This is a genomic window from Pseudoalteromonas sp. Cn5-37 (genome assembly GCF_021532495.1).
In the GTDB taxonomy this organism is placed as follows: Bacteria; Pseudomonadota; Gammaproteobacteria; order Enterobacterales; family Alteromonadaceae; genus Pseudoalteromonas; species Pseudoalteromonas simplex.
Window position 1 is genome coordinate 1 of sequence record NZ_JAKGBA010000027.1, and the last position, 21,009, is coordinate 21,009.

Annotated in this window: 22 protein-coding genes; 13 read left to right on the forward strand and 9 right to left on the reverse strand. The window is 41.8% G+C overall.

What is annotated here, in order from left to right; all coding sequences use genetic code 11:
- The first annotated feature begins 225 nt into the window (after positions 1–225).
- Positions 226–1,131 carry an AraC family transcriptional regulator gene (locus L1266_RS18680; protein ID WP_235378103.1) on the forward strand — a complete coding sequence of 302 codons (906 nt, stop codon included), beginning with the start codon at positions 226–228 and terminating at the stop codon, positions 1,129–1,131.
- A gap of 38 nt (positions 1,132–1,169) precedes the next feature.
- On the opposite strand, the gene trhP is transcribed toward L1266_RS18680, so the two are convergent.
- Positions 1,170–2,555: a prephenate-dependent tRNA uridine(34) hydroxylase TrhP gene (gene trhP, locus L1266_RS18685; RefSeq protein ID WP_235378104.1), complete on the reverse strand. Its 1,386-nt coding sequence runs from the start codon at positions 2,553–2,555 to the stop codon at positions 1,170–1,172.
- A gap of 767 nt (positions 2,556–3,322) precedes the next feature.
- Here trhP and ndk point away from each other — a divergent pair.
- The 11 genes from ndk to L1266_RS18740 all read left to right on the forward strand — a co-directional run bounded on the left by ndk (position 3,323) and on the right by L1266_RS18740 (position 14,691).
- Positions 3,323–3,754, forward strand: coding sequence for a nucleoside-diphosphate kinase (ndk, locus tag L1266_RS18690; protein WP_036972405.1), 432 nt, complete (start codon positions 3,323–3,325; stop codon positions 3,752–3,754).
- Positions 3,755–3,924: 170 nt separating this feature from the next.
- Positions 3,925–5,055, forward strand: a complete 1,131-nt coding sequence (locus tag L1266_RS18695; RefSeq protein ID WP_054553528.1) for a bifunctional tRNA (adenosine(37)-C2)-methyltransferase TrmG/ribosomal RNA large subunit methyltransferase RlmN — start codon at positions 3,925–3,927, stop codon at positions 5,053–5,055.
- Positions 5,056–5,169: 114 nt separating this feature from the next.
- Positions 5,170–6,957 (forward strand): type IV pilus biogenesis/stability protein PilW, encoded by a 1,788-nt coding sequence (gene pilW / locus L1266_RS18700; RefSeq protein ID WP_235378105.1) that lies wholly within the window; start codon positions 5,170–5,172, stop codon positions 6,955–6,957.
- Positions 6,954–7,838: a RodZ domain-containing protein gene (locus L1266_RS18705; RefSeq protein WP_235378106.1), complete on the forward strand. Its 885-nt coding sequence runs from the start codon at positions 6,954–6,956 to the stop codon at positions 7,836–7,838. Before pilW ends, L1266_RS18705 begins: the two co-directional genes overlap by 4 nt.
- 5 nt (positions 7,839–7,843) lie before the next feature.
- Entirely contained in the window at positions 7,844–8,962 is a 1,119-nt protein-coding gene (ispG, locus tag L1266_RS18710; RefSeq protein WP_054553525.1) for a flavodoxin-dependent (E)-4-hydroxy-3-methylbut-2-enyl-diphosphate synthase, read from the forward strand.
- Positions 8,963–9,094: 132 nt separating this feature from the next.
- Positions 9,095–10,369: a histidine--tRNA ligase gene (hisS, locus tag L1266_RS18715; protein ID WP_058584526.1), complete on the forward strand. Its 1,275-nt coding sequence runs from the start codon at positions 9,095–9,097 to the stop codon at positions 10,367–10,369.
- A gap of 24 nt (positions 10,370–10,393) precedes the next feature.
- Positions 10,394–11,014, forward strand: coding sequence for a YfgM family protein (locus L1266_RS18720; RefSeq protein ID WP_187489352.1), 621 nt, complete (start codon positions 10,394–10,396; stop codon positions 11,012–11,014).
- 9 nt (positions 11,015–11,023) lie between these two features.
- Positions 11,024–12,202, forward strand: coding sequence for an outer membrane protein assembly factor BamB (gene bamB, locus L1266_RS18725; protein ID WP_235378107.1), 1,179 nt, complete (start codon positions 11,024–11,026; stop codon positions 12,200–12,202).
- A 75-nt stretch (positions 12,203–12,277) separates the two neighbouring features.
- On the forward strand, positions 12,278–13,747 hold the full coding sequence (gene der / locus L1266_RS18730; RefSeq protein WP_054553521.1) for a ribosome biogenesis GTPase Der: 1,470 nt from the start codon (positions 12,278–12,280) through the stop codon (positions 13,745–13,747).
- 115 nt (positions 13,748–13,862) lie between these two features.
- Positions 13,863–14,243, forward strand: a complete 381-nt coding sequence (locus L1266_RS18735; protein ID WP_054553520.1) for a VOC family protein — start codon at positions 13,863–13,865, stop codon at positions 14,241–14,243.
- A 148-nt stretch (positions 14,244–14,391) separates the two neighbouring features.
- On the forward strand, positions 14,392–14,691 hold the full coding sequence (locus L1266_RS18740; RefSeq protein ID WP_235378108.1) for a hypothetical protein: 300 nt from the start codon (positions 14,392–14,394) through the stop codon (positions 14,689–14,691).
- A gap of 48 nt (positions 14,692–14,739) precedes the next feature.
- Here the strand turns inward: L1266_RS18740 and L1266_RS18745 are convergent, their stop codons facing one another.
- From L1266_RS18745 to L1266_RS18765, 5 genes are all read right to left on the reverse strand, one after another.
- Positions 14,740–15,009: a hypothetical protein gene (locus L1266_RS18745; protein ID WP_235378109.1), complete on the reverse strand. Its 270-nt coding sequence runs from the start codon at positions 15,007–15,009 to the stop codon at positions 14,740–14,742.
- Between the two features lie 104 nt (positions 15,010–15,113).
- The gene (locus tag L1266_RS18750; protein ID WP_235378110.1) at positions 15,114–15,509 is read right to left on the reverse strand and encodes a DUF805 domain-containing protein; all 396 of its coding nucleotides are present in this window, start codon (positions 15,507–15,509) and stop codon (positions 15,114–15,116) included.
- Entirely contained in the window at positions 15,502–16,017 is a 516-nt protein-coding gene (locus tag L1266_RS18755; RefSeq protein WP_054553516.1) for a TFIIB-type zinc ribbon-containing protein, read from the reverse strand. Before L1266_RS18755 ends, L1266_RS18750 begins: the two co-directional genes overlap by 8 nt.
- 20 nt (positions 16,018–16,037) lie before the next feature.
- Positions 16,038–16,625, reverse strand: a complete 588-nt coding sequence (locus tag L1266_RS18760; protein WP_235378111.1) for a DUF4202 domain-containing protein — start codon at positions 16,623–16,625, stop codon at positions 16,038–16,040.
- Between the two features lie 82 nt (positions 16,626–16,707).
- Positions 16,708–17,160, reverse strand: a complete 453-nt coding sequence (locus L1266_RS18765) for a TlpA family protein disulfide reductase (protein ID WP_054553515.1) — start codon at positions 17,158–17,160, stop codon at positions 16,708–16,710.
- Between the two features lie 172 nt (positions 17,161–17,332).
- On the opposite strand from L1266_RS18765, the gene L1266_RS18770 reads away from it, so the two are divergent.
- Positions 17,333–17,668 (forward strand): zinc ribbon domain-containing protein YjdM, encoded by a 336-nt coding sequence (locus L1266_RS18770; protein ID WP_235378112.1) that lies wholly within the window; start codon positions 17,333–17,335, stop codon positions 17,666–17,668.
- 54 nt (positions 17,669–17,722) lie between these two features.
- Here L1266_RS18770 and L1266_RS18775 read toward each other — a convergent pair whose 3' ends face one another.
- From L1266_RS18775 to L1266_RS18785, 3 genes are all read right to left on the reverse strand, one after another.
- Entirely contained in the window at positions 17,723–18,559 is an 837-nt protein-coding gene (locus tag L1266_RS18775) for a mechanosensitive ion channel family protein (RefSeq protein WP_054553513.1), read from the reverse strand.
- A gap of 36 nt (positions 18,560–18,595) precedes the next feature.
- Positions 18,596–19,567 (reverse strand): calcium/sodium antiporter, encoded by a 972-nt coding sequence (locus tag L1266_RS18780; protein ID WP_138617900.1) that lies wholly within the window; start codon positions 19,565–19,567, stop codon positions 18,596–18,598.
- 467 nt (positions 19,568–20,034) lie between these two features.
- The gene (locus L1266_RS18785; RefSeq protein ID WP_235378113.1) at positions 20,035–21,009 is read right to left on the reverse strand and encodes a hypothetical protein; all 975 of its coding nucleotides are present in this window, start codon (positions 21,007–21,009) and stop codon (positions 20,035–20,037) included.

A 21,009-nucleotide genomic window follows, 5' to 3' on the forward strand; every position in this document is an offset into this window, starting at 1 on the left:
ACAATCGCCAACTGGTTGAAGCGATGATCAAAGTGAAGGCGCTAAATAAGATCAACACCCTTGGTCTGCCTAAATATCAGTAAGTTAAGTGAGTTTATTAGAGAGCTGCATTTGATCAACAAGGCCCACAGGTACGTGAATCGTGGCCGTATGGGCTCTCAAATTAGTAGCCAAGATATGCTCAATAAATTTGACAGCCAAGATAACTAACCGTGAGTTTTAAACATGATAGACACCAACCATCAAGAGATTGCTAAACCACTCGCGCAAAAGATTATGTTATTCGCTAATAAAGCGGGTGATATTACCTCTCATACGCCAGAGCTCACATTGCACATTCGTAACGCACCAACCGACCCCTTGCATTGTATTTACACATTAAGCCTTGCAGTGGTGCTACAAGGTGCAAAAATGCTTTCAGTCGAAAACAGTGTACTGCCCTGCTCTGGTGGGCAAACCATGTTAACAACTTTCGACTTACCTGTGGTATCCCATGTGACCGAAGCAACACGCCACCAGCCATTTGTTGCCATGGTGCTAAAGCTTGATTACAACTTAATTTTGCAAACGGCCGCAGAACTTAAGCTGCCAAAACAATCACGCAACGAAACGTTTGCGCCGATTTCTATTCATAATATCGATGCAGGACTCACTGATGCACTCACTCGGTTATTTGAGCTTGAATATAACCCTGCACTTCGCGACGGCTTACAGCCATTACTCATGAAAGAAATTGTTATTCGCCTTTTACAGGGACCTCACGGGCCTCACCTTAGAAAACTGGCATCAGAGGGGTCACCAAGTAGTCATATTGTCAGAGTTGTGAGCTGGCTTAAAACCAACTTTATGCGCCCAGTACAAATTGACGAGTTAGCAAAACAAGCGCATATGAGCTCATCAACATTTCGCCAGCACTTTAAAACCATTACTGGCACCAGCCCATTGCAGTATTTAAAAACCTTACGCTTACAAGAGGCTCGCGATCAAATGCTGATCAATGGTCTTGATGCTGGTCAAGCAAGTGGTGTGGTTGGTTACGAAAGCCCTTCGCAATTTAGTCGCGAGTACAGCCGTTTATTTGGCCTGCCACCGCAAAAAGATATGCAAAGGCTAAGGCAACAACAGTTATAAGAGATAATTGCGCTAAGTATGACTTAGCGCATCTTCAATTAAGCTTTATTAAATGGATTACGGGTATCTTGGTCGGCATCTAGATTACGCATTAAGATTGCGTGATCTAAATCGATATCTTCTGGCAGAGGGATTTTAACAATATGGCCCGAACCTTTTGCATCGCTAATGGCTTCGCCTTTTTTGTTTTCCATAAAATCTAGCTTGAAGTTAATATTCCCTTTTGGCGTCATAAGCTCAAGTGAATGACCAGTACAGAACTTATTCTTCACATCAATTTCAACTAAGCCATTATCGTTGCGGCCTAATACTTCACCCACAAACTGCTGTTTATCTGACACCGAATGACCATACTCATAGTTTTGATAGTCTTGATGTGCGTGGCGCTTTAAAAATCCTTCTGTATAGCCTCGGTGCGCTAAGTTTTCGAGGGTTTTAAATAAGTTTGCGTCAAATGGACGACCAGCAACGGCATCATCAATGGCTTTACGATACACTTGCGCAGTACGTGCAACATAGTAGAAAGACTTAGTGCGGCCTTCAATTTTTAAACTATGCACGCCCATTTTCGTTAGTTGATCAACATATTGAACTGCACGTAAATCTTTTGAGTTCATTATGTAAGTACCATGCTCGTCTTCAAAAGCAGGCATATACTCACCAGGACGGCCCTGCTCTTCAAGCATAAATACTTCGTTACTTGGGGCACCATCTCCTAGAGTTGGGATCACCGCTTTAGGGTCGATTTTATGTACCATTTCGCCGGTTTCATTTTCAGTGCCCGGTTTCACATCGTAGTTCCACCGACATGCATTAGTGCACGTTCCTTGGTTTGGATCGCGTTTATTAATATAACCCGATAACAAACAACGGCCAGAATACGCCATGCAAAGCGCACCGTGAACAAACACTTCAAGTTCTGTATTTGGGCATAGCCCACGAATTTCAGCGATTTCTTCAAGGGATAATTCGCGCGATAAAATGACTCGTTCAATACCCTGCTGAGCCCAAAAGTTCACTGTGGCATAGTTCACCGCATTGGCCTGCACAGATAAGTGAATTGGCATATCTGGCCATTTTTCACGCACTAACATGATAAGCCCAGGATCAGACATGATCAGGGCATCTGGCTGCATCTCAATAACTGGCTCAATGTCGCGTAAGTACGATTTTACCTTGGCATTGTGAGGAGCAATGTTCGACACCACATACAATTTTTTATTTTGCGCATGGGCTTCGTTAATACCGATTTGCAGGTTATCTAGGTCAAACTCATTGTTACGAACACGAAGGCTATAACGAGGTTGGCCAGCGTAAACGGCATCTGCACCATAAGCAAAGGCATAACGCATATTCTTTAAACTACCCGCAGGTGATAACAACTCAGGCGTAAAAGGACGAGGGGTCAAAATAGGTGACGACATGAAAGCTCCACACATCGAACCGAGTACAAGTCGGTTGCATGAATTAATACGATAATGAAGCGCGGCAGTATAATAACCTGCCCAGTAATTTTATTGATCTAGATCATGCTTGATAGAAACTTAGCAAACCAACTGTGAGCCTATAAAAAGAAAAAAGGTGACCAATCCAATGGCCACCTTTTTAGATCAAACTCAATTAACTATCCAGGGTAATTGGTTTGGAATTGCTAATGTTAACAGCCCAAAAAGCTACAACATATATTCTTTAATAATTATGTAGTTATATTATATGCTAAATGTGATTTTTTGATTACAAAAACTACAACAACAGCACTTCTTCAGTTTCAAGCGCAAAGGTTTTGCCGTTTGCAAAACGAATAGCGATTTAAAAAATATGACTACTTCCAACTTCAGGAGCTTGGTTAGGTTTAGTTCAATAAATATAGGGGCTGTAATGGGTAATACGCTTGCGAAGTCCTCTACACAGGCATAGTTGCCATCACTGTAATAATCAAAATCATTAACAAACACTTCTGTGATATCACACACGCTATGTATACTCGTAACCACGCTGAGTTCATTGTGGAAACAAGTGCTTAACTGTAAAAGGTGTTCGCATTTCATACTCATTTCGCTGAACATTTTTAGATTCATGAAAATGCCATCAAATGACTATTTAATTAAATTAGGAATTTTCACGTAAAGCGCGTATAATTCGCGCCCGTTAATATTTAACCTTTTAAATTTAAAATTATTGGAGCATAAAGATGGCTTTAGAGCGTACTTTTTCAATCGTAAAACCTGATGCAGTTGCTAAAAACCACATCGGTGCTATCTACAACCGTTTCGAAACTGCTGGTCTTAAAATCGTTGCAGCTAAAATGGTTCACCTTTCAAAAGAAAAAGCTGAAGGTTTCTACGCTGAGCACAGCGAGCGTCCTTTCTTCGGTGCTTTAGTTGAGTTCATGACATCTGGTCCAGTAATGGTTACTGTTCTTGAAGGTGAGAACGCAGTACTTAAAAACCGTGAAATCATGGGTGCTACTAACCCTGCTGAAGCACTAGCTGGTACTTTACGTGCTGACTACGCAGACAGCATCGACGAAAATGCTGTTCACGGTTCTGACGCTGTTGAATCAGCTGCACGTGAAATCGCATACTTCTTCGCTGACGAAGAAATCTGCCCACGTACTCGTTAATTTCGAGTTCACAGCTAAGTCTGTGATGCAGAAGAAAAAGGGCTTTCGGGCCCTTTTTTAGTCATTAGCTAAGCTTATTGTAAATATGTTTAGCTAATGACTAAGTCGATTAAATAATGTACAATCGCGCACCCGAACTACTTACCACCGTCACTGATTGAGGTTGTTTCATGACCACTGAAAAAAAGATTAATTTATTAGATTTAAACCGAGATGCAATGCGTGAGCTTTTTGTATCATTCGGTGAAAAGCCATTCCGTGGCGATCAGGTGATGAAATGGATTTATCATTTTGGTGTAGACAATTTTGACGACATGACAAACGTCAACAAAAAGCTAAAAGAAAAACTAAAAGCTGAATGTGAAATTGTTGCTCCTGAAATCTCAGTTAAACAAGTAGCGACTGATGGCACTATTAAATACGCCCTGATGCTACAAGGTGGCCAAGAAGTAGAAGCTGTTTGGATCCCAGAAAAAGACCGTGCAACTTTATGTGTTTCATCACAGGTAGGTTGTGCCCTTGAATGTACCTTCTGCTCTACGGCTCAACAAGGCTTTAACCGTAACTTAGCGGTGTCTGAGATCATCGGCCAAGTTTGGCGTGTCGCGAAAGATATTGGTTTAGACGGCGACAGTACTAAGCGCCCTGTAACTAACGTTGTAATGATGGGTATGGGTGAGCCATTACTTAACCTTAAAAACGTCGTACCAGCAATGGAACTTATGATGGACGATTGGGGTTTTGGTTTATCAAAACGTCGCGTTACATTAAGTACCTCAGGTGTGGTTCCTGCGCTTGATCTATTAAAAGAGAAGATTGACGTAGCATTGGCTATTTCACTGCATGCGCCAAACAATGAGCTGCGAGATGTACTAGTACCAATTAATAAAAAGTACCCAATTGAAGAGTTTTTAGCCGCATGTCGTCGATATATCGATGGTTCTAAAGCAAACAAAGATGTGACTATCGAATACGTTATGCTACAAGGTGTGAACGACAGTACCGATCAAGCCCACGAATTGGTTAAAACACTTAAAGGTACACCTTCAAAAGTGAACCTGATCCCGTTTAATCCATTCCCGGGTAATGAATATGGCCGTTCGAGTAACAGCCGTATCGACCGCTTCTCTAAAGTATTACAAGCAGCAGGTATTACCTGTATCGTTCGCCGTACTCGTGGTGATGATATTGATGCAGCTTGTGGTCAATTAGTGGGTGATGTCGTTGACCGTACTAAACGTTTAGCGAAAAAGAAAATGCGCGAAGATAACGCAATTGCGGTAAACATTCACCAAGCATAAGCGTAACTTTTGAAGTTAAGCCTTTGTGGCAAACTCGTTATTTTTAAAATAATAGATGCAACACAAAGGCTTTTCGGTAAGATAGGCATACGGAATCAAAGAAGAGATTAGGTAATGCGTTCTATACTTGCCATTACTGTTAGTGCATTTGCATTAACAGGGTGTGTTACAGAAAACAGCTACGAAGGTAGCGACAGACCCGTTGTTGAAAAACAAGTTAACAATACCGGTGCTGCCCGTACCCGTATCGCCCTTGCGTTACAGTACTTAAAAACAGGCAATAACTCACAAGCAAAATATAATTTAGAACGCGCTGCAGATTTTGCACCTGACCTCCCTGAAGTTCATTACTCTTTAGCTTATTACTATCAACAAGTTGATGAACCAGAACTTGCCGATAAAGCCTATCAGCGCGCATTAAAAATTGCCCCTAATGATCCAAACACCTTAAACAATTATGGTGTATTTTTGTGTGGCATTGGTGAGTATGACCGCGCTGCAGAAGAGCTTCTTAAAGCGATTTCAATTCCTAGCTATATCCGTGTAGCTGAAAGTTACGAAAACTTAGCTTTATGTGCGATTGAATTTGATGACTTCGAAAATGCGGAAAAATACCTAAAATCAGCACTTAATCACAGCTCGCAGCGCCCTTCTTCAATGATAAGCTTGGCTGGTTTGTATTACGCAAAAAGCGATCTACATAAAGCTGAAGATATTATTGAAAAATACGAATCAACAGGCCGCGTAACACCTCGTGCACTTATGCTCAGCTATCTTATCCAGCAACGTATGGGACACATAGAAAAAGCCGAAGCAACTGCAGGTATCATTTTACAAACTTACCCCGGCTCAAACGAAGCTAAAGCCATTTCTTCTGGGCAGGTTAAACGTTCAGAGTTTGAAATATTACGAGAAAAATATCGTCAAGCTCAACTCGAAGAGCTCCAGATTTCAAGCGATAACTCATCGGTTAGCAAGGACCAACCAAAGATCCGAATCGTAAAAAGAAAAGCCCCAACAAAGGCGAATGAAACAGTAATTGTAGATAAGACAGATGTACAAACTTCTAATGCAAAAGAAGTATATGCTACGAATCAGCAAAAGTCAGAAGTGCCTGCAATTAATGAACAAGAAACTGTCGAATCAACCCAATCTGTTGCAAACATGCCAGCCCTAGTTGTAGAGCAAGCAAAGATTCAGCCCGAAGCTTCGGGTTTTAAGACTGAATCGTCAAAAAAAATAGCATCAACTGCAACTAAGCCTGTCGATACTGAAGCTGTTGTTAATGCGCTTGCGATAAAAACACCAGAACAAAAGAAAAGTATATCAACACCTAAAGCTGCTAACGATGAAGTCACTATTGTATCTTTTGGGGCACCCACATCTCCTGAGATTAAGCAACAAACTTCAACTTCTGCAAAAGCTGTCAGCAAAAATGAAAGCACAGTGATATTTTATCAGCCTGAAAAAGATGAAAATGTCTTTAGCGAAGAATCCAACTATGCAGGCCAAACGAGTCAAACCTCGTACTCAGTGACTTCTGAACAAATACAATTACCCATGCTCAACCCACGTGTACCTGCGCTGAATATCCCCTACCATATTATTGAAAATGGTGAAAACCTATTTAGCATTTCAGTGCGATACAATGTTAAACTACAGAAGATTTTGCTGTGGAATGGCTTAAAAGAATCGGATCGCGTACAAAACGGTACTCGCATCTATTTAAATGATCCGAATATTTATCACGACATTAATGCTGGTGATACTTTGTACGACATTGCCACGCAGCATAGCGTATTAATCGATCAATTAATGCGCTGGAACAAATTGAGCCCAGATGTTGCCCTTAAGCCTGGGCATAGACTTTTATTGGTAGATCCAGACTCATACGCATTATGAATGAAGAAAACAATTTAGAACAACCACAAGAAACGCTCGGCCAGGCGCTAAAAAAACGCCGCGAAGATGCAGGAATGAGCCTTGAGCAGCTTGCTGGTGCATTAAAATTATCAGTTTTACAATTACAACGATTAGAAAACGACGAACATGAGTTACTAGGCCCTGCAACCTTCGTAAAAGGTTATATCAGAAGCTATTGTCGCGAGCTAAAAATAGATAGCCAAGCCATGCTTGAATTGTTACCTGAGCATGTTGAGCCAGCTAAAAAATCTAATATGCAGAGCTTCTCTCGTCGCACCGAAAAAGAAGCAAACGATAGCCGTTTAATGCTGTTCAGTTATTTTATTTTAGCTGTCATTATAGGCTCATCGGTCGTTTGGTGGTGGCAAAATAGTAATCAAAGTATCGAAGAGCCGGTAACAACGACGATGCCAAATCAGCTTGAAAGTAATGAGCTAACCACTAATATGGCAGACGAAGCGCCAGTTGAAGAAACAGTTCAATTGCCTACAGAAGACAAAGAAGTTATTGAGCCACAAGAAACTGTGCCAATAACTAACAACGAAGCAGCAAATCAGGCTGCATCACAAAGCCAATTAACTGCTCAGCCGCAAACCAAAAAAGCTGATCCTGAGCACAGCGAAGTGGTGATGCACTTCAATGAAGATAGCTGGGTAGAAATTCACGATGGCAACGGCGATCGTATTGCTTTTGGTGTTAAAAAAGCAGGTTACGTGATGACAGTAACCGGCCCACAGCCATTTAGTGTGGTACTCGGCAAACACCAAGTAGTCGATATTACTTTTCAAGGTCAAGCTGTCGATACCTCACATTTTGCCAAAAATCGCTTAGCTAAATTTACTTTACCGTTATCAGAGTAACCGCAATGTTTTCAGAATCTCCTATTAAACGTAGAAAATCGACCCGTATTAACGTAGGTAATGTGCCAATTGGTGATGGTGCACCAATTGCCGTTCAGTCGATGACTAACACCAACACCCTAGATATCGATGCAACGGTTGCACAAATTCAAGCTATTCAAGATGCCGGCGCCGACATTGTGCGTGTGTCTGTACCAACCATGGAAGCAGCTGAAGCATTTAAAAGCATTAAAGAACAAGTCACAATTCCACTAGTAACAGATATTCACTTTGATTACCGTATTGCGTTAAAAGTGGCTCAGTATGGTGCGGATTGTTTGCGTATTAACCCGGGTAACATCGGTAGCGAAGAGCGTATTCGTGCCGTTGTAGACTCAGCCCGTGAGCATAACATCCCTATTCGTATTGGTGTTAATGGCGGTTCATTAGAGCGCGACTTACAAGAAAAATACGGTGAACCAACGCCAGAAGCTTTACTTGAATCAGCTATGCGCCACGTTGAGATCTTACAACGTTTAGACTTTGACCAATTTAAAGTATCCGTTAAAGCGTCAGATGTATTTTTAGCGGTTGGTGCATATCGTTTACTTGCCAAAGAAATCGACCAGCCTCTGCATTTAGGTATTACCGAAGCAGGCGGCATGCGCTCAGGTTCTGTTAAATCGGCTGTTGGTTTAGGTATGCTACTTGCCGAAGGCATTGGTGACACATTACGCGTATCACTTGCTGCCGATCCGGTACAAGAGATCAAAGTGGGTTTTGATATTTTAAAATCATTACGCATTCGCTCACGCGGCATTAACTTTATTGCCTGCCCTAGCTGCTCACGCCAAGAGTTTGATGTGGTAAGCACCATGAACCAACTTGAAGAGCGCCTTGAAGACGTGGTTGAGCCTATGTCAGTGTCGGTGATTGGTTGTGTAGTAAATGGTCCTGGCGAAGCGCTGGTTAGTGATATCGGCCTTGCTGGTGCGAACCGTCGCTCTGGCTTATATATCAATGGTGAGCGCCAAAAAGCACGTATCGATAACGATAATATTGTTGACCAACTTGAAGGCTATGTGCGTGACTTTATCGCTAAAAAAGAGAAAGAAACGCCAATCGACATCAAAATCGTTGAATAATTCGCATATACTCGGCAAACCCTTGGGTTTGCCGTTTACCTTTAGAGCCCAAACGGTATAATAGCGGGTCAATTTTTAGTTTTTCTTGAGGCGCGATTTTTTCAGCGCACGTACAGTATTTAGGATTTATCAGTGGCAAAACAAATTCAGGCAGTTCGTGGTATGAACGATTGTCTGCCAGGCGATACGCAAATTTGGCAGAAAGTAGAAGACATTTTACGTGAAACAGTTTCATCGTTTGGTTATCAAGAAATTCGTTTTCCAATTGTTGAATCAACCGACCTATTCAAACGCTCTATCGGTGAAGTAACCGATATCGTCGAAAAAGAAATGTACACCTTTGCAGACCGTAATGGCGATAACTTAACTCTTCGCCCTGAAGGTACCGCAGTGTGTGTACGTGCAGGTAATCAAAACGGTTTACTGTATAACCAAGAACAACGTTTATGGTACATGGGCCCGATGTTCCGTCACGAGCGTCCACAAAAAGGCCGTTACCGTCAATTCCACCAATTTGGTTTAGAAACATTCGGCATTGCCACTGCTGATATTGATGCAGAAGTTATTTTGCTGACAGCCCAATTATGGAAAGAGTTTGGTATCAGTGAGCACGTTCGTCTTGAGCTTAACTCATTGGGTTCAAATGAAGCGCGTGCAGACTACCGTGATGCACTTGTTGCTTACTTAGAGCAACACGTCGATGTACTTGATGAAGACTCTAAGCGTCGTATGCACACCAACCCTTTACGTGTGTTAGATAGCAAAAACCCTGATGTACAAGCCATTTTAACTGATGCGCCTAAACTATCTGAGCACTTAGATGCTGAATCAAAAGAACATTTTGAAAATTTATGTGAACGTTTAGACGCTGCTGGCGTCGAATACACGGTAAATGAAAAGCTTGTACGTGGCCTTGACTATTACAACCGCACCGTTTTTGAGTGGGTAACCGATAGCCTAGGCGCACAAGGAACCGTTTGTGCCGGTGGTCGTTACGATGGCCTAGTTGAACAACTTGGCGGTAAAGCAACACCAGCGGTAGGTTTTGCAATGGGTCTTGAGCGTTTAGTGTTATTACTTCAAGCACTAGAAAGTGTAGGTGACATCCGCCGTAGTGCTGATGTATATTTGGCAGCCATGGGCGATAAAGCCAGCATTCAAGCGCCTATCATTGCCGCTCAGTTACGTAAAGATGTTGCAGGTCTTCGTGTTATGGTGCACGCAGGCGGTGGCAACTTTAAAAAGCAATTAAAACGCGCAGATAAAAGCGATGCGCTAGTCGCAGTTATTATCGGCGAAGATGAATTAGAACAAGGCGTTGTGACTATTAAGTACTTACGTGAGCGTAAAGAACAAGTCACCTTAAAACTAGAAGAAGCGAAAACGCTACTAGCTGAACTTATTTAAGCCCAGCTAGCAACAGAGGTAAGCATGGAAATTTATTCAACAGAAGAACAACAAGAAGAAGCGATCAAACGCTTTTTCCGTGAAAATGGTTTAGCACTTGCAATTGGTATTGTTGCAGGTTTAGGTGGTTTATATGGTTGGAAAGCTTATAACCAAAACCAAATCACCACAGCTGAGAAAGCATCTGACTCTTTCACACAACTTGTTGAAAGCGGTGCCGTGCTAGAAAAAGCGGATACGTTTATTAAAGAAAATAACGAGTCAAGCTACAGCACGCTAACAGCATTTGTTGCGGCAAAAGAAGCCGTAGAAAAGAATGACCTTGATGCGGCAAGCGAAAAGCTTAACTGGATCATCACCAACGAGCAAAACCCTGAGCTTAAAGCAACGGCAACAACGCGCCTTGCTCGTGTTCACCTTGCGCAAAAGCAATATGAGCAAGCGTTAACAACGCTAAACGCCCAGCTTCCAGCATCATTTACTGCTGCAGTCGCTGAATTAAAAGGCGATGTTTATGCTGCACAAGGCGATAAAGCAGAAGCACGCAGCCAATACCAAGCTGCTGCGGATAATGGCGGCCTTGAAAACAACCCGTTATTACAAATTAAACTTGATGACTTAGCACAAACTAGCCCAGCGGCGTAAGGGGTTAAGATGAAGAAGTTAACAGCGGCAACACTTGCTCTGTGTATCGCAACCCTAACTGGGTGTTCGTCAAGTGATGACGAAGAAGAACTGGTACTGCCTGAAATTGTTAATCAGTTTGAGACAGACGTAGTATGGCAAGAATCAATTGGTGACGGTGTTCAGCATTATTTCTCGCGCTTAACGCCGGCTATTCATAACGATGTTGTGTATGTAGCAAACCGCGAAGGTGAAGTTGAAGCCTTATCGCTTGAAAATGGCGATACGCTATGGCAAACCGATGTGCGTGAAAACCCTGCCTTTTGGCCTTGGGAAACCACAGAAAGTGCCAAGTTATCGGGTGGTATATTACAAGCTTACGGCAAAATTTTTGTTGGTTCTGAGCATGGTTACTTAACCGCGCTAGACCGTGAAACAGGTGAAATTGTTTGGCGTAAAACGATGCCTGGCGAAGTACTTGCTAAACCTGCTGCAGGCGACGGCTTAATTTTTGTAAACCTAGGCTCTGGTAAATTATTAGCAGTGCACCCAGATACAGGTGAAGAACGTTGGCGCTTCGAACAAGAAGTACCACCACTGACATTACGTGGTCAAAGTTCACCAACTGTGGCAAACGGCGGTGTATTACTAGGTCTTGAAACAGGTAAACTGAGCGTATTAATTTCAGAAAACGGCTACTCTGCATGGAATGCTGAAATTGCCTCTCCAAAGGGTGCATCTGAGTTTGAACGTTTAGTTGATGTAGATACACAAGCATTAATTAGCGGCCCATACGCCTATGCAATCGCTTATAATGGTAACTTAGCAGCCGTTGATATTCGTTCAGGTAATGTTGTTTGGAAACGTGAATATAGCAGCTACCGTGATTTATCGATGGATAGCCAGTCTATCTATGTTGTTGATAGCGATGGTGTTATTTACGGTCTAGATAAAACATCAGGTATTGAGCGCTGGAGCCAACCAGCACTGCGCGGCTGGTACTTAACAGGCCCGACTGTGGCTGGTAAATATTTAGCACTAGGTGACCAAGAAGGTAACCTACACTGGTTAGACAAAGAAACGGGCGAGCTTGTATCGCGCGAAGACTTTGACAGCTCAGGTTTCTTTATTGAGCCTGTTGTTGCCGGTGACAAATTAATTTTATACACCCGAGATGGTGAAGTTAGCGCGGTTAAAATTCCAAACTAACTTACTAATAGTAAACGTTATTTTTCTAAGGCTTCGCTTGGCGAAGCCTTTTGTTGTTTTTTTAAGAGGTAGTTTATGCTTCCCGTGATCGCTCTTGTTGGGCGACCCAATGTGGGCAAATCCACATTATTTAACCGTTTAACACGTACTCGTGACGCCCTCGTAGCCGACTTTCCAGGCTTAACACGAGATAGAAAATATGGCCAAGCTGATTACGATGGCTATGAATTTATCGTGGTAGACACGGGTGGTATTGACGGTTCTGAGCAAGGTATCGAAACTGAAATGGCTGAGCAATCGCTTCTGGCAATTGAAGAAGCCGATATCGTGTTATTTTTAGTTGATGCCCGCGCAGGTATGACCGCCGCTGACCAAGCAATTGCGAATCACCTTCGTAAACAACAAAAGAAATGTTTTGTTGTGGCAAACAAAGTCGATGGTATTGATGCAGACTCGTACTGTGCTGAGTTCTACCAGTTAAGCTTAGGTGACGTACATCACATTGCAGCGGCTCACGGCCGTGGTATCACGCAGCTACTTGAAACAACTTTACAGCCAGTCATTGCCGAACTTGCAGGCGAAGCTGAAGAGCTTGAAGAAAGTGATGACGAATTAGTTGATCTTTACAGCGAAGATGAAGAAGGCGAAGACAACCAGCAAGCCTTTGCTGATAAGCCAGTAAAGCTTGCAATTATCGGTCGTCCTAACGTTGGTAAGTCAACACTTACAAACCGTATCTTAGGCGAAGAACGTGTAATCGTTTACGATATGCCGGGTACAACCCGTGATTCTATCTATATTCCGATGACACGTAACGACAAAGAGTACATTCTTATTGATACCGCAGGTGTTCGTAAACGTAAGAAAGTAAGCGATGTTGTAGAAAAATTCTCTGTGATCAAAACCCTTAAAGCGATTGAAGATGCTAACGTGGTATTGCTTGTGGTTGATGCGCGCGAAGGTATTTCTGATCAAGATTTGAGCTTACTAGGTTTTGCCTTAAACGCAGGTCGTTCATTGGTTGTGGCTGTTAACAAATGGGACGGCCTAGACGATTACGTTAAAGAACGTATTAAGTCAGAACTTGACCGTCGTTTAGGTTTCATCGATTTCGCACGTTTACACTTTATCTCTGCTTTACATGGCACCGGTGTGGGTCATTTATTTGAATCAGTAGACGAAGCGTACGAATCAGCCACTAAACGTATTAGCACAGCGATGCTGCGTCGTATCATGGATATGGCACAGGCCGATCACCAACCGCCACTTGTTCGCGGTCGTCGTGTAAAACTTAAATATGCTCACGCAGGTGGTTATAACCCTCCACGTATCGTGATCCACGGTAACCAAGTTCATGACTTACCAGATAGCTACAAGCGCTACCTAATGAACTACTACCGTAAAGCATTAGGTATTATGGGCACGCCAATCAAAATTGAATTTAGAGAAGGCGACAACCCGTACGCGGGTCGCACTAATAAAGTGACTTTATCGCAAAAACGTAAGATTCGTGCATTTGCGAAGGAAAACCGCAACAAGTCTTAGTTACTACGACTAAGCTTTAAGTATTGCAAAAACCTTGTAAGTATGACTTACAAGGTTTTTTTATTGCTGAAACTATGCTTTATTTAATAAACGAATAATAAATAGAGCAGCATAAATGGACTTTTTAAGTCAGGTTATTTACGTCGATAACGTAGAAGAAGTACTCGACTTTTACTATCAAGCATTTGGTTTAAATACCAACCATATCAGTGACGATGCCGAATACGGTGAGCTTGTTACAGGTTCCGTTAAACTTGCCTTTGCGACCCACCCGCATGCGCAAGCATATTTCAAGCAAGGGTATATTCGCGCCCACCCTAAGCAGCCTGCTCTTGGTTTTGAGCTAAGATTCAGCTGCCATAATTTAGTCGAAAGTTACGATAAAGCTGTGCTTGCTGGCGCTGAGCCATTGTGCCCGCCAACTAAAAAAGACGCCCAGCATTATGCGTATGTTCGGGCTATTGAGGGCACTTTAGTGTGTTTAGTAGAAGATTAGCTTTTTGTAAGGTCCGTTTTTGTTAGGTCAGTATGCAGCTCAAGGGTTAACTCGCGTAATAACTCGATTCGCTCCAAACTCATATTTGAGCGTGACATTAACTTAGCCGTTAATTCTTCAGCATCAACTTTAAGTTGCACTCAATGTAATGAACGATTACGGCCGTATTCCTGTATGTGGCATGATCTCAGGTTACAATAACGACACTGCACAGCCAGGGCCAAGCAACCTCTTTTATATCAACTCGAAAAAGCTCACCATGCAAGGCTTTATCGTGATTGATTATTTTGATCAGTTCCCTGAGTTTATTGAACAAATGGGCGCGTGGATCGGCGAAGGTAAAGTTAAATCTGAAGAAACGGTATACCACGGCATCGAAAACGCCGTTGATGCATTTCTTGGTCTATTCGAAGGTAGAAATAAAGGAAAAATGCTGGTTAAGCTTTAACGCTTAATAACTAATTAAGCCTGTATCTTATTTGGTACAGGCTTCAAATTAAGCAAGTTTAAAAAATACGATTGCCGATACAAGCACCAACCCCACATAGGAAAGAAACAAAATCCCAGCTTGGCGATGTTTTTTTGCATTCGCTCGCACAGTTTCGTTCTCCGTGGAATTTAAAAGTGCTAAGCCCTTTTTAGATACGAACACCATAGGTACTTTTAAAAATCGCGGCGCACCTAGTTGTTGCCACAGTTCCGGCTCTATAGTTTTAACCGATTGATAGTATTTATACTCAGCTCTTGCAGCATTAACAGCGCCCACACTGAAACCAATATTATTGTTATTAGCATAGGTTACCTGATCAATTTATTTAGTTAGGTTTAAAGTGTATGCCATCAAACAAAATTCACAACCCGCTAATTTACTTACTCTGCCCTGTAAAGCGAACTACCATATTGATTCCTGAGCAAATGACCTTTGCTTAACCCTGCTTCAAATAGTGTCATAATTAAACCAACAAAAGGTACAAACCAAATTAAGCAATTCCAGCCTGACTTTCCAATATCGTGCCAGCGTTTGACTTGAGAAGCCATTAGTGGCCATTGAAATAAAATAAATATGCCAATAAATAAAAATATATCAACTAGAGCAATTATTTGGATCACAAGATAAAACCCATGCACGAACCAAAACTGTTTTCGATTTAGGCGACCATGAAAAGAGAACATCACATCAAAAAACTCTAAATCTCGAGGTTTCGAGAGATAGACAGGTTTGCGAGTGAGCTCAGCTTCAGGCGTTTTATATAAATTATCAGTCATTCAAAATCGATAAATATGCAAGTTCTGCTAGTTTTTCTAAAGGTGACGTTGCATTAGACTCAGGCTTTTTAGCATGGACTGAGTAGCGCCTTTTTGGGATTTTAACTTGAATAAAACCATGGTTATTGGCCATATCAATACGTAGCATTTCACGCTCTTTTGGCGTTAAATGATTTTCATGTATTTTTTCAAGCTCACCGTGATCAAGCCAAATAGCAGCACAGTTTGGACATTCGTCTATTTCAACCACTTTTAGTGGGGTGAAAAAGCGTCGCATCATCACCACGTCTGGGCACTTCGGGCAATTAATTCGCTTTGCTAAATCAACGCATTCTGTTGGCAGTGTTTGTAAATGAGCCACCAGTACTTGCGCTGGTTTTAAACTTGGATCGCTAAAGTGGAATATTTGTCGATTATCAAAAAATACACCACCGCTTTTTGATAAATACACGTTAACATCGCCAATGCTCACTGCTTCAAGTGCTGTTTTAGTACGCGGGCAAAACATAGACCTTCCTTGTTTTAAATTTAACTTAGCGCTTTTGTAATTATCGGTTTAAGCGGCTCAGGTAAGCTGATGTTACCAGCTAACACAAATTCATGTGCTTCGTTTGACATTTTTTGCCAAGTTTTACGAATAATACCCAACCATTTTTGCTCATCGTAATCAGGCTTGCTAGTTGCAAAATCAAGCATGTAATGCTCAATAAATACAAGGCTTGCGATATCTTCAATCAATTGGCTATCAGGGTTTCGCTTTATATTCTTTTTAGCCACGGCTGCGTATACGCGCTCACATTCACCCGTTGAGTAACCAGCGGTTTTCATAAGGGCTGTTACACGCTCGGCATGAAAATCATATAAAGCAGTGCGCCATTGATAATAACCTTGCTTACCCACAGGGAAGTTACTGCGAGGAGAGCGCCAGCGTTCAATATGTTGGCCCCGTGCAGCAATATGCATTAGTTCATCGGCTTGCGGATTAAAACGGTTAAGCATATCGGTCATACGCATTGAATATAAAGATTCTTTAGCTAACGCTTGCCCAGCATGCTTAACACGATTGGGATCTGCAGCATTCGCTGCATCTATGGCTTCTATAACAGTTTGAGACATATAACATTCTCTAAGTGGTTTATAGCCATGATTATAATGAGCAACAACTACTTTAGCTACTTTGCTCAAGCAAACAACTCTATTACAAACGAGTAAGGTCCATCGCGATGCTGTGCTTAGGCTTTTCAATCATTCGAAGTAACTCTTTGCCGTTAGAGCTTACAATAAACGTTGGGGTATAACGAAGGTCGTACTGCTTAGCTAAACCATCAGGGTCAAGCTTATCGTAACCAACCGCAATTAATTGGAGTGATTTCAGCTTTACACCCGAACCATCAAGTAACTTTAGTAAACGAGGCACTTCACGCTTAGAGTCATGACACCACGTACCTAAAAATACTAATACTTGTTTACCACTGAGCGTTTTAATCGTGTTTAAATCATCCTCAGATGGTGAATAGTTTTTATACTCTTTAGCAAAAGCAGGATACTGTGCGAGTAAATCCTCAGCGGTAATTTCCCCACTGTACGGCGACGTCGTTGCAAATGTGAATGATGAGAATAATAAGGTAACGAAATAAATAACTTTTTTCATTGTGAGTGCTCTTTGTTCTAATTAACTCACAATAACCAAATTATCGAAAACACTCCAGCATTACAATTGCGAGTTTGCACATACTTACTTTCTATGAGGTGCTTTAGATAAACTCGCAATGCTGTGAATAAGCCATTAAAATACGCTTTTATAATTAACCATGGTGCCATTTATGTCTTTTCCTCCTTGCCCACAATGTAACTCTGAATACGTGTATGAAGATCAAAACAGTTTAGTTTGCCCAGAGTGTGCTCACGAGTGGGACCCCAATGCGGTTGATACCGATGATGTGATCAATGTGAAAGATGCTAATGGCACTTTATTGGCTGATGGCGACAAAGTGACTGTTGCGAAAGATTTAAAAATTAAAGGCAGCTCGCAAGTTATTAAAATTGGCACCAAAGCCGTGATCCGCCGTGTGCTAGATAAAAAAGACCACGAATTAGACTGTAAAGTCGATGGCGTTGGTGAAATGATGGTAACCGCTAAGTTTGTTAAAAAAGCTTAAAGAAGTATAGTAAGTAAATCGACTAACCAGATTTACTTACTAACATTAGTAAAGTTACTTCTTTGTCACCACGCCTTCAGGTATGTGTAAAGTACGTTGTGGGAAAGGAATTGTCAGGCCAGCTTTCTCGATTGACTCTTTGACACGTTTGTTTAAATCCCAATAGGTTTGCCAATAGTCTTCATTTTTAGCCCATGCTCTTAGCTGAATATTCACCGAGCTCTCAGCCATGGCTGTCACCATCACTTGCGCCGCCGGTTCACTAAGTAAACGGCTTTCGTTCGCGGCAATATCTTTTAGCACCGCAAAGCCATCATCGATTGAATCGGCATATGAAATACCCACAACAATATCCATTCGGCGTTTGCCATTTCGGGTGAAATTTTTAATATTGTTACCCCACACTATGCCATTAGGTGACGCAATATAAAGACCATCAATCGTTTGAAAAACACTGGTGAATAGGTTTACCTCAGAGACAGTACCTTGCATCGAGCCTATCTCAACAAAGTCACCAACTTTAAATGGCCTTAATATAAGCAACATCATGCCCGCTGCAATATTACTTAAGGTGTCTTTAAGGGCTAAACCTATCGCCAAACCTGCTGCCCCCATTAGGGCAATAAGGCTTGCCGTATTCACGCCAAAGATATCTAAAATAAATACCCCGCCAATAATATACACCACATAGCCTGCCACAGACGACAAAATAGGCAGCAAGGTATTATCAACTTTTTTAAGCGTCGCGTTGGAGTTTTTTATAGCCTTTTTCACTGACTTAGCAAGCACTGCACTGGCAATTAAAATAACAATTGCGAGTATCAATTTATACCCTAGCGCTATGATTGTTTCTGAGTTATTGAGCCAAAATTCATTGAGGGTTTGTTTCATAAAAATCCTTGATTTTTTTTAAATTCGAAATTGCATTTATTGATAAATTGAAAATAAAAGCCATGCGTTATAGGCAATAAAAATCAGTAATAAACCAATACCTTCAGCGCGATTTACCCTGCCAATACCTCGGTGCCCATAAGCAAAAATTAATAAAAAAATTGAAAGAGAGAGCATCGCCAGCCAATCTCGCGATAATAGATCCGGTGAAAGGTTAACAGCTGGCGCTATCATCCCTGCAATACCTGTGACGGCCAAGATATTAAATATGTTTGAGCCAATCACATTACCAATGGCAATGTCGTGTTCACCTTTTCTGGCTGCGGCAATTGAAGCTGCAAGTTCAGGGAGCGAAGTGCCAAGTGCCACAATTGTGAGACCGATAATGAGGTCGCTAATACCCATAATCTCAGCAATACTGACTGCCCCCCATACCAATAGCCTTGAGCTAATAATGAGTACAACAAGCCCAACTACCAGCCAAACAATAGCTGCTTTAAGTGACATTGTTTGCACGTTAAGTTCTTGCTCAACATCTGTTGCTAAGCTGTCATTTTTGCTTTTAAGGCCAGAATAAATACTCCACCCCATAAAACTAAAAAATCCAAGTAACAATACACCTGCGTCAAAACGTGATAAGCCACCATCAACAATCAGTAATGCAAATAGCACACTCACCACAAGCAATAATGGGAGTTCTTTTTTAACGATATTAGAGTGAACAGCAATCGGGGCAATCAGCGCTGTTATCCCTAGTATAAGCCCAATATTGACAATGTTTGACCCCAGCGCATTACCTAAAGCAAGCTCTGGGCTGCCATCAGCAGCAGCCATGGCCGATACCAACATCTCAGGAGCTGACGTACCAAACCCAACCACAATCATACCAATGAGTAAACTAGGCATACCTGCATATTTTGCGCTTACAGCTGCACCATCAACAAAGCGATCGGCGCTCCAAATCAGCAATACAAAACCAACTAAAATGGCAAGGATAAATAAGGTCATAGTGCTCTCCAACAGAAGGGTTGCAAAGCAAAATGTGATAAATAAACCGATTTAAGAGGACAGAAATAACCATATAAATGGTCTAGAAATGTAACAAGCACGAGACGGTTCCTTAGGGCGAAGAACTATAAGACACGCATCAAGGTCGCCCATTGAACCCAATACGTGCCTTAGGTCTTGTCAATCCGGCTTGCGGACATGAACGCCACGAACATTGGTTCGGAGACTGTTGACGTTCATCTTAATCTAAGAGACTACTCCCCTAAGGTTAGGTAAAGACTATATAACTAAAAGTCATACAATTAAAGCTCTATTTGTTCCTTTTTTACTTGTTATTTAGAAGCTCAAATGTTCTACAACAATCCCTGTAACTTCACAATGTTCACAGCTCTTCAAGAGTGTAACTTGCATAGTTTGGTTCAAACATCATTGCCATCCTTGCTTTGGGTTATTAATTCTTTGGGTACTCAGTGCTTTAGATATAATGTACCATTTTGCTTTATTTGCAAAAGCCATTGATCAAACAAATTGTTCGCGATACTCAGCTCTTCATCTGAAAGTGTCGGGTATTGTCTTTGCTCAAACCACGCATAACGATTATACACATCGTTATTTTGCGTGATTTCCATGATGAGTCGATTTATAGCGTAGGCTTTTGCTGCACTATGCTCACCAACTTGTTCGCTGTAATACATGCTCGCTAAACTCATCAGCGCTTGTTCACTGCCCTGCTTCGCAGCTTGCTCTAAAAATACGGTTTTACGCTCTTTAAAACCATCACGATTTTTGATGAACTCGGCACGTGACAACTTCTCAGGAAATTGCGACTTCATGTAAAATTCGGGAGTTAGCCCAGCAAACGTTTGCTGCGCAAAGGCAGAGCCCTGTTCTGCTGCCATTGCCAAATAACGGTAAAAAGACCGCCGCGTTGCTAAATCAACCCCTTCGCAATACTCATATTTTTCTAAAACACGGTTTTGCGTATCACCAGCATCGCTAAACTCATAGCTTTCGGCTAATGTTGCCTCAAGCGCCTCAGCATCTAAAGGAGCATTAAAACAATACTTAAGATTTTGTGCGATGAGATAGTTAGCCTCAGCATCACCTTGCTTAGCGCGTTGCTTTAGCTCAGTAAAATGGTCAATAAACACACCATCAAAACGCCATTTCGGTGCATTTTTGATAATAAATTCACGGCTATCATTGGCTTCACTCACTTGCTCAGCAGATTCATCAGCTAACAAACTCGTATCAGGCTTTGTGGCTGATATGTTTACTTGTGCCTCAACGTGCTGCGAAGCTGTTGTATCATTTGATGACTCTGAATTGGTTGCAAAGATTGCAGCTTCTCGTGAAGAATATATATAAATAACGAACAACAATACCAAAACCACAATTAAAAATGGCTTTACTCCTTGCCTAACAAAAGCATACCCAGACAT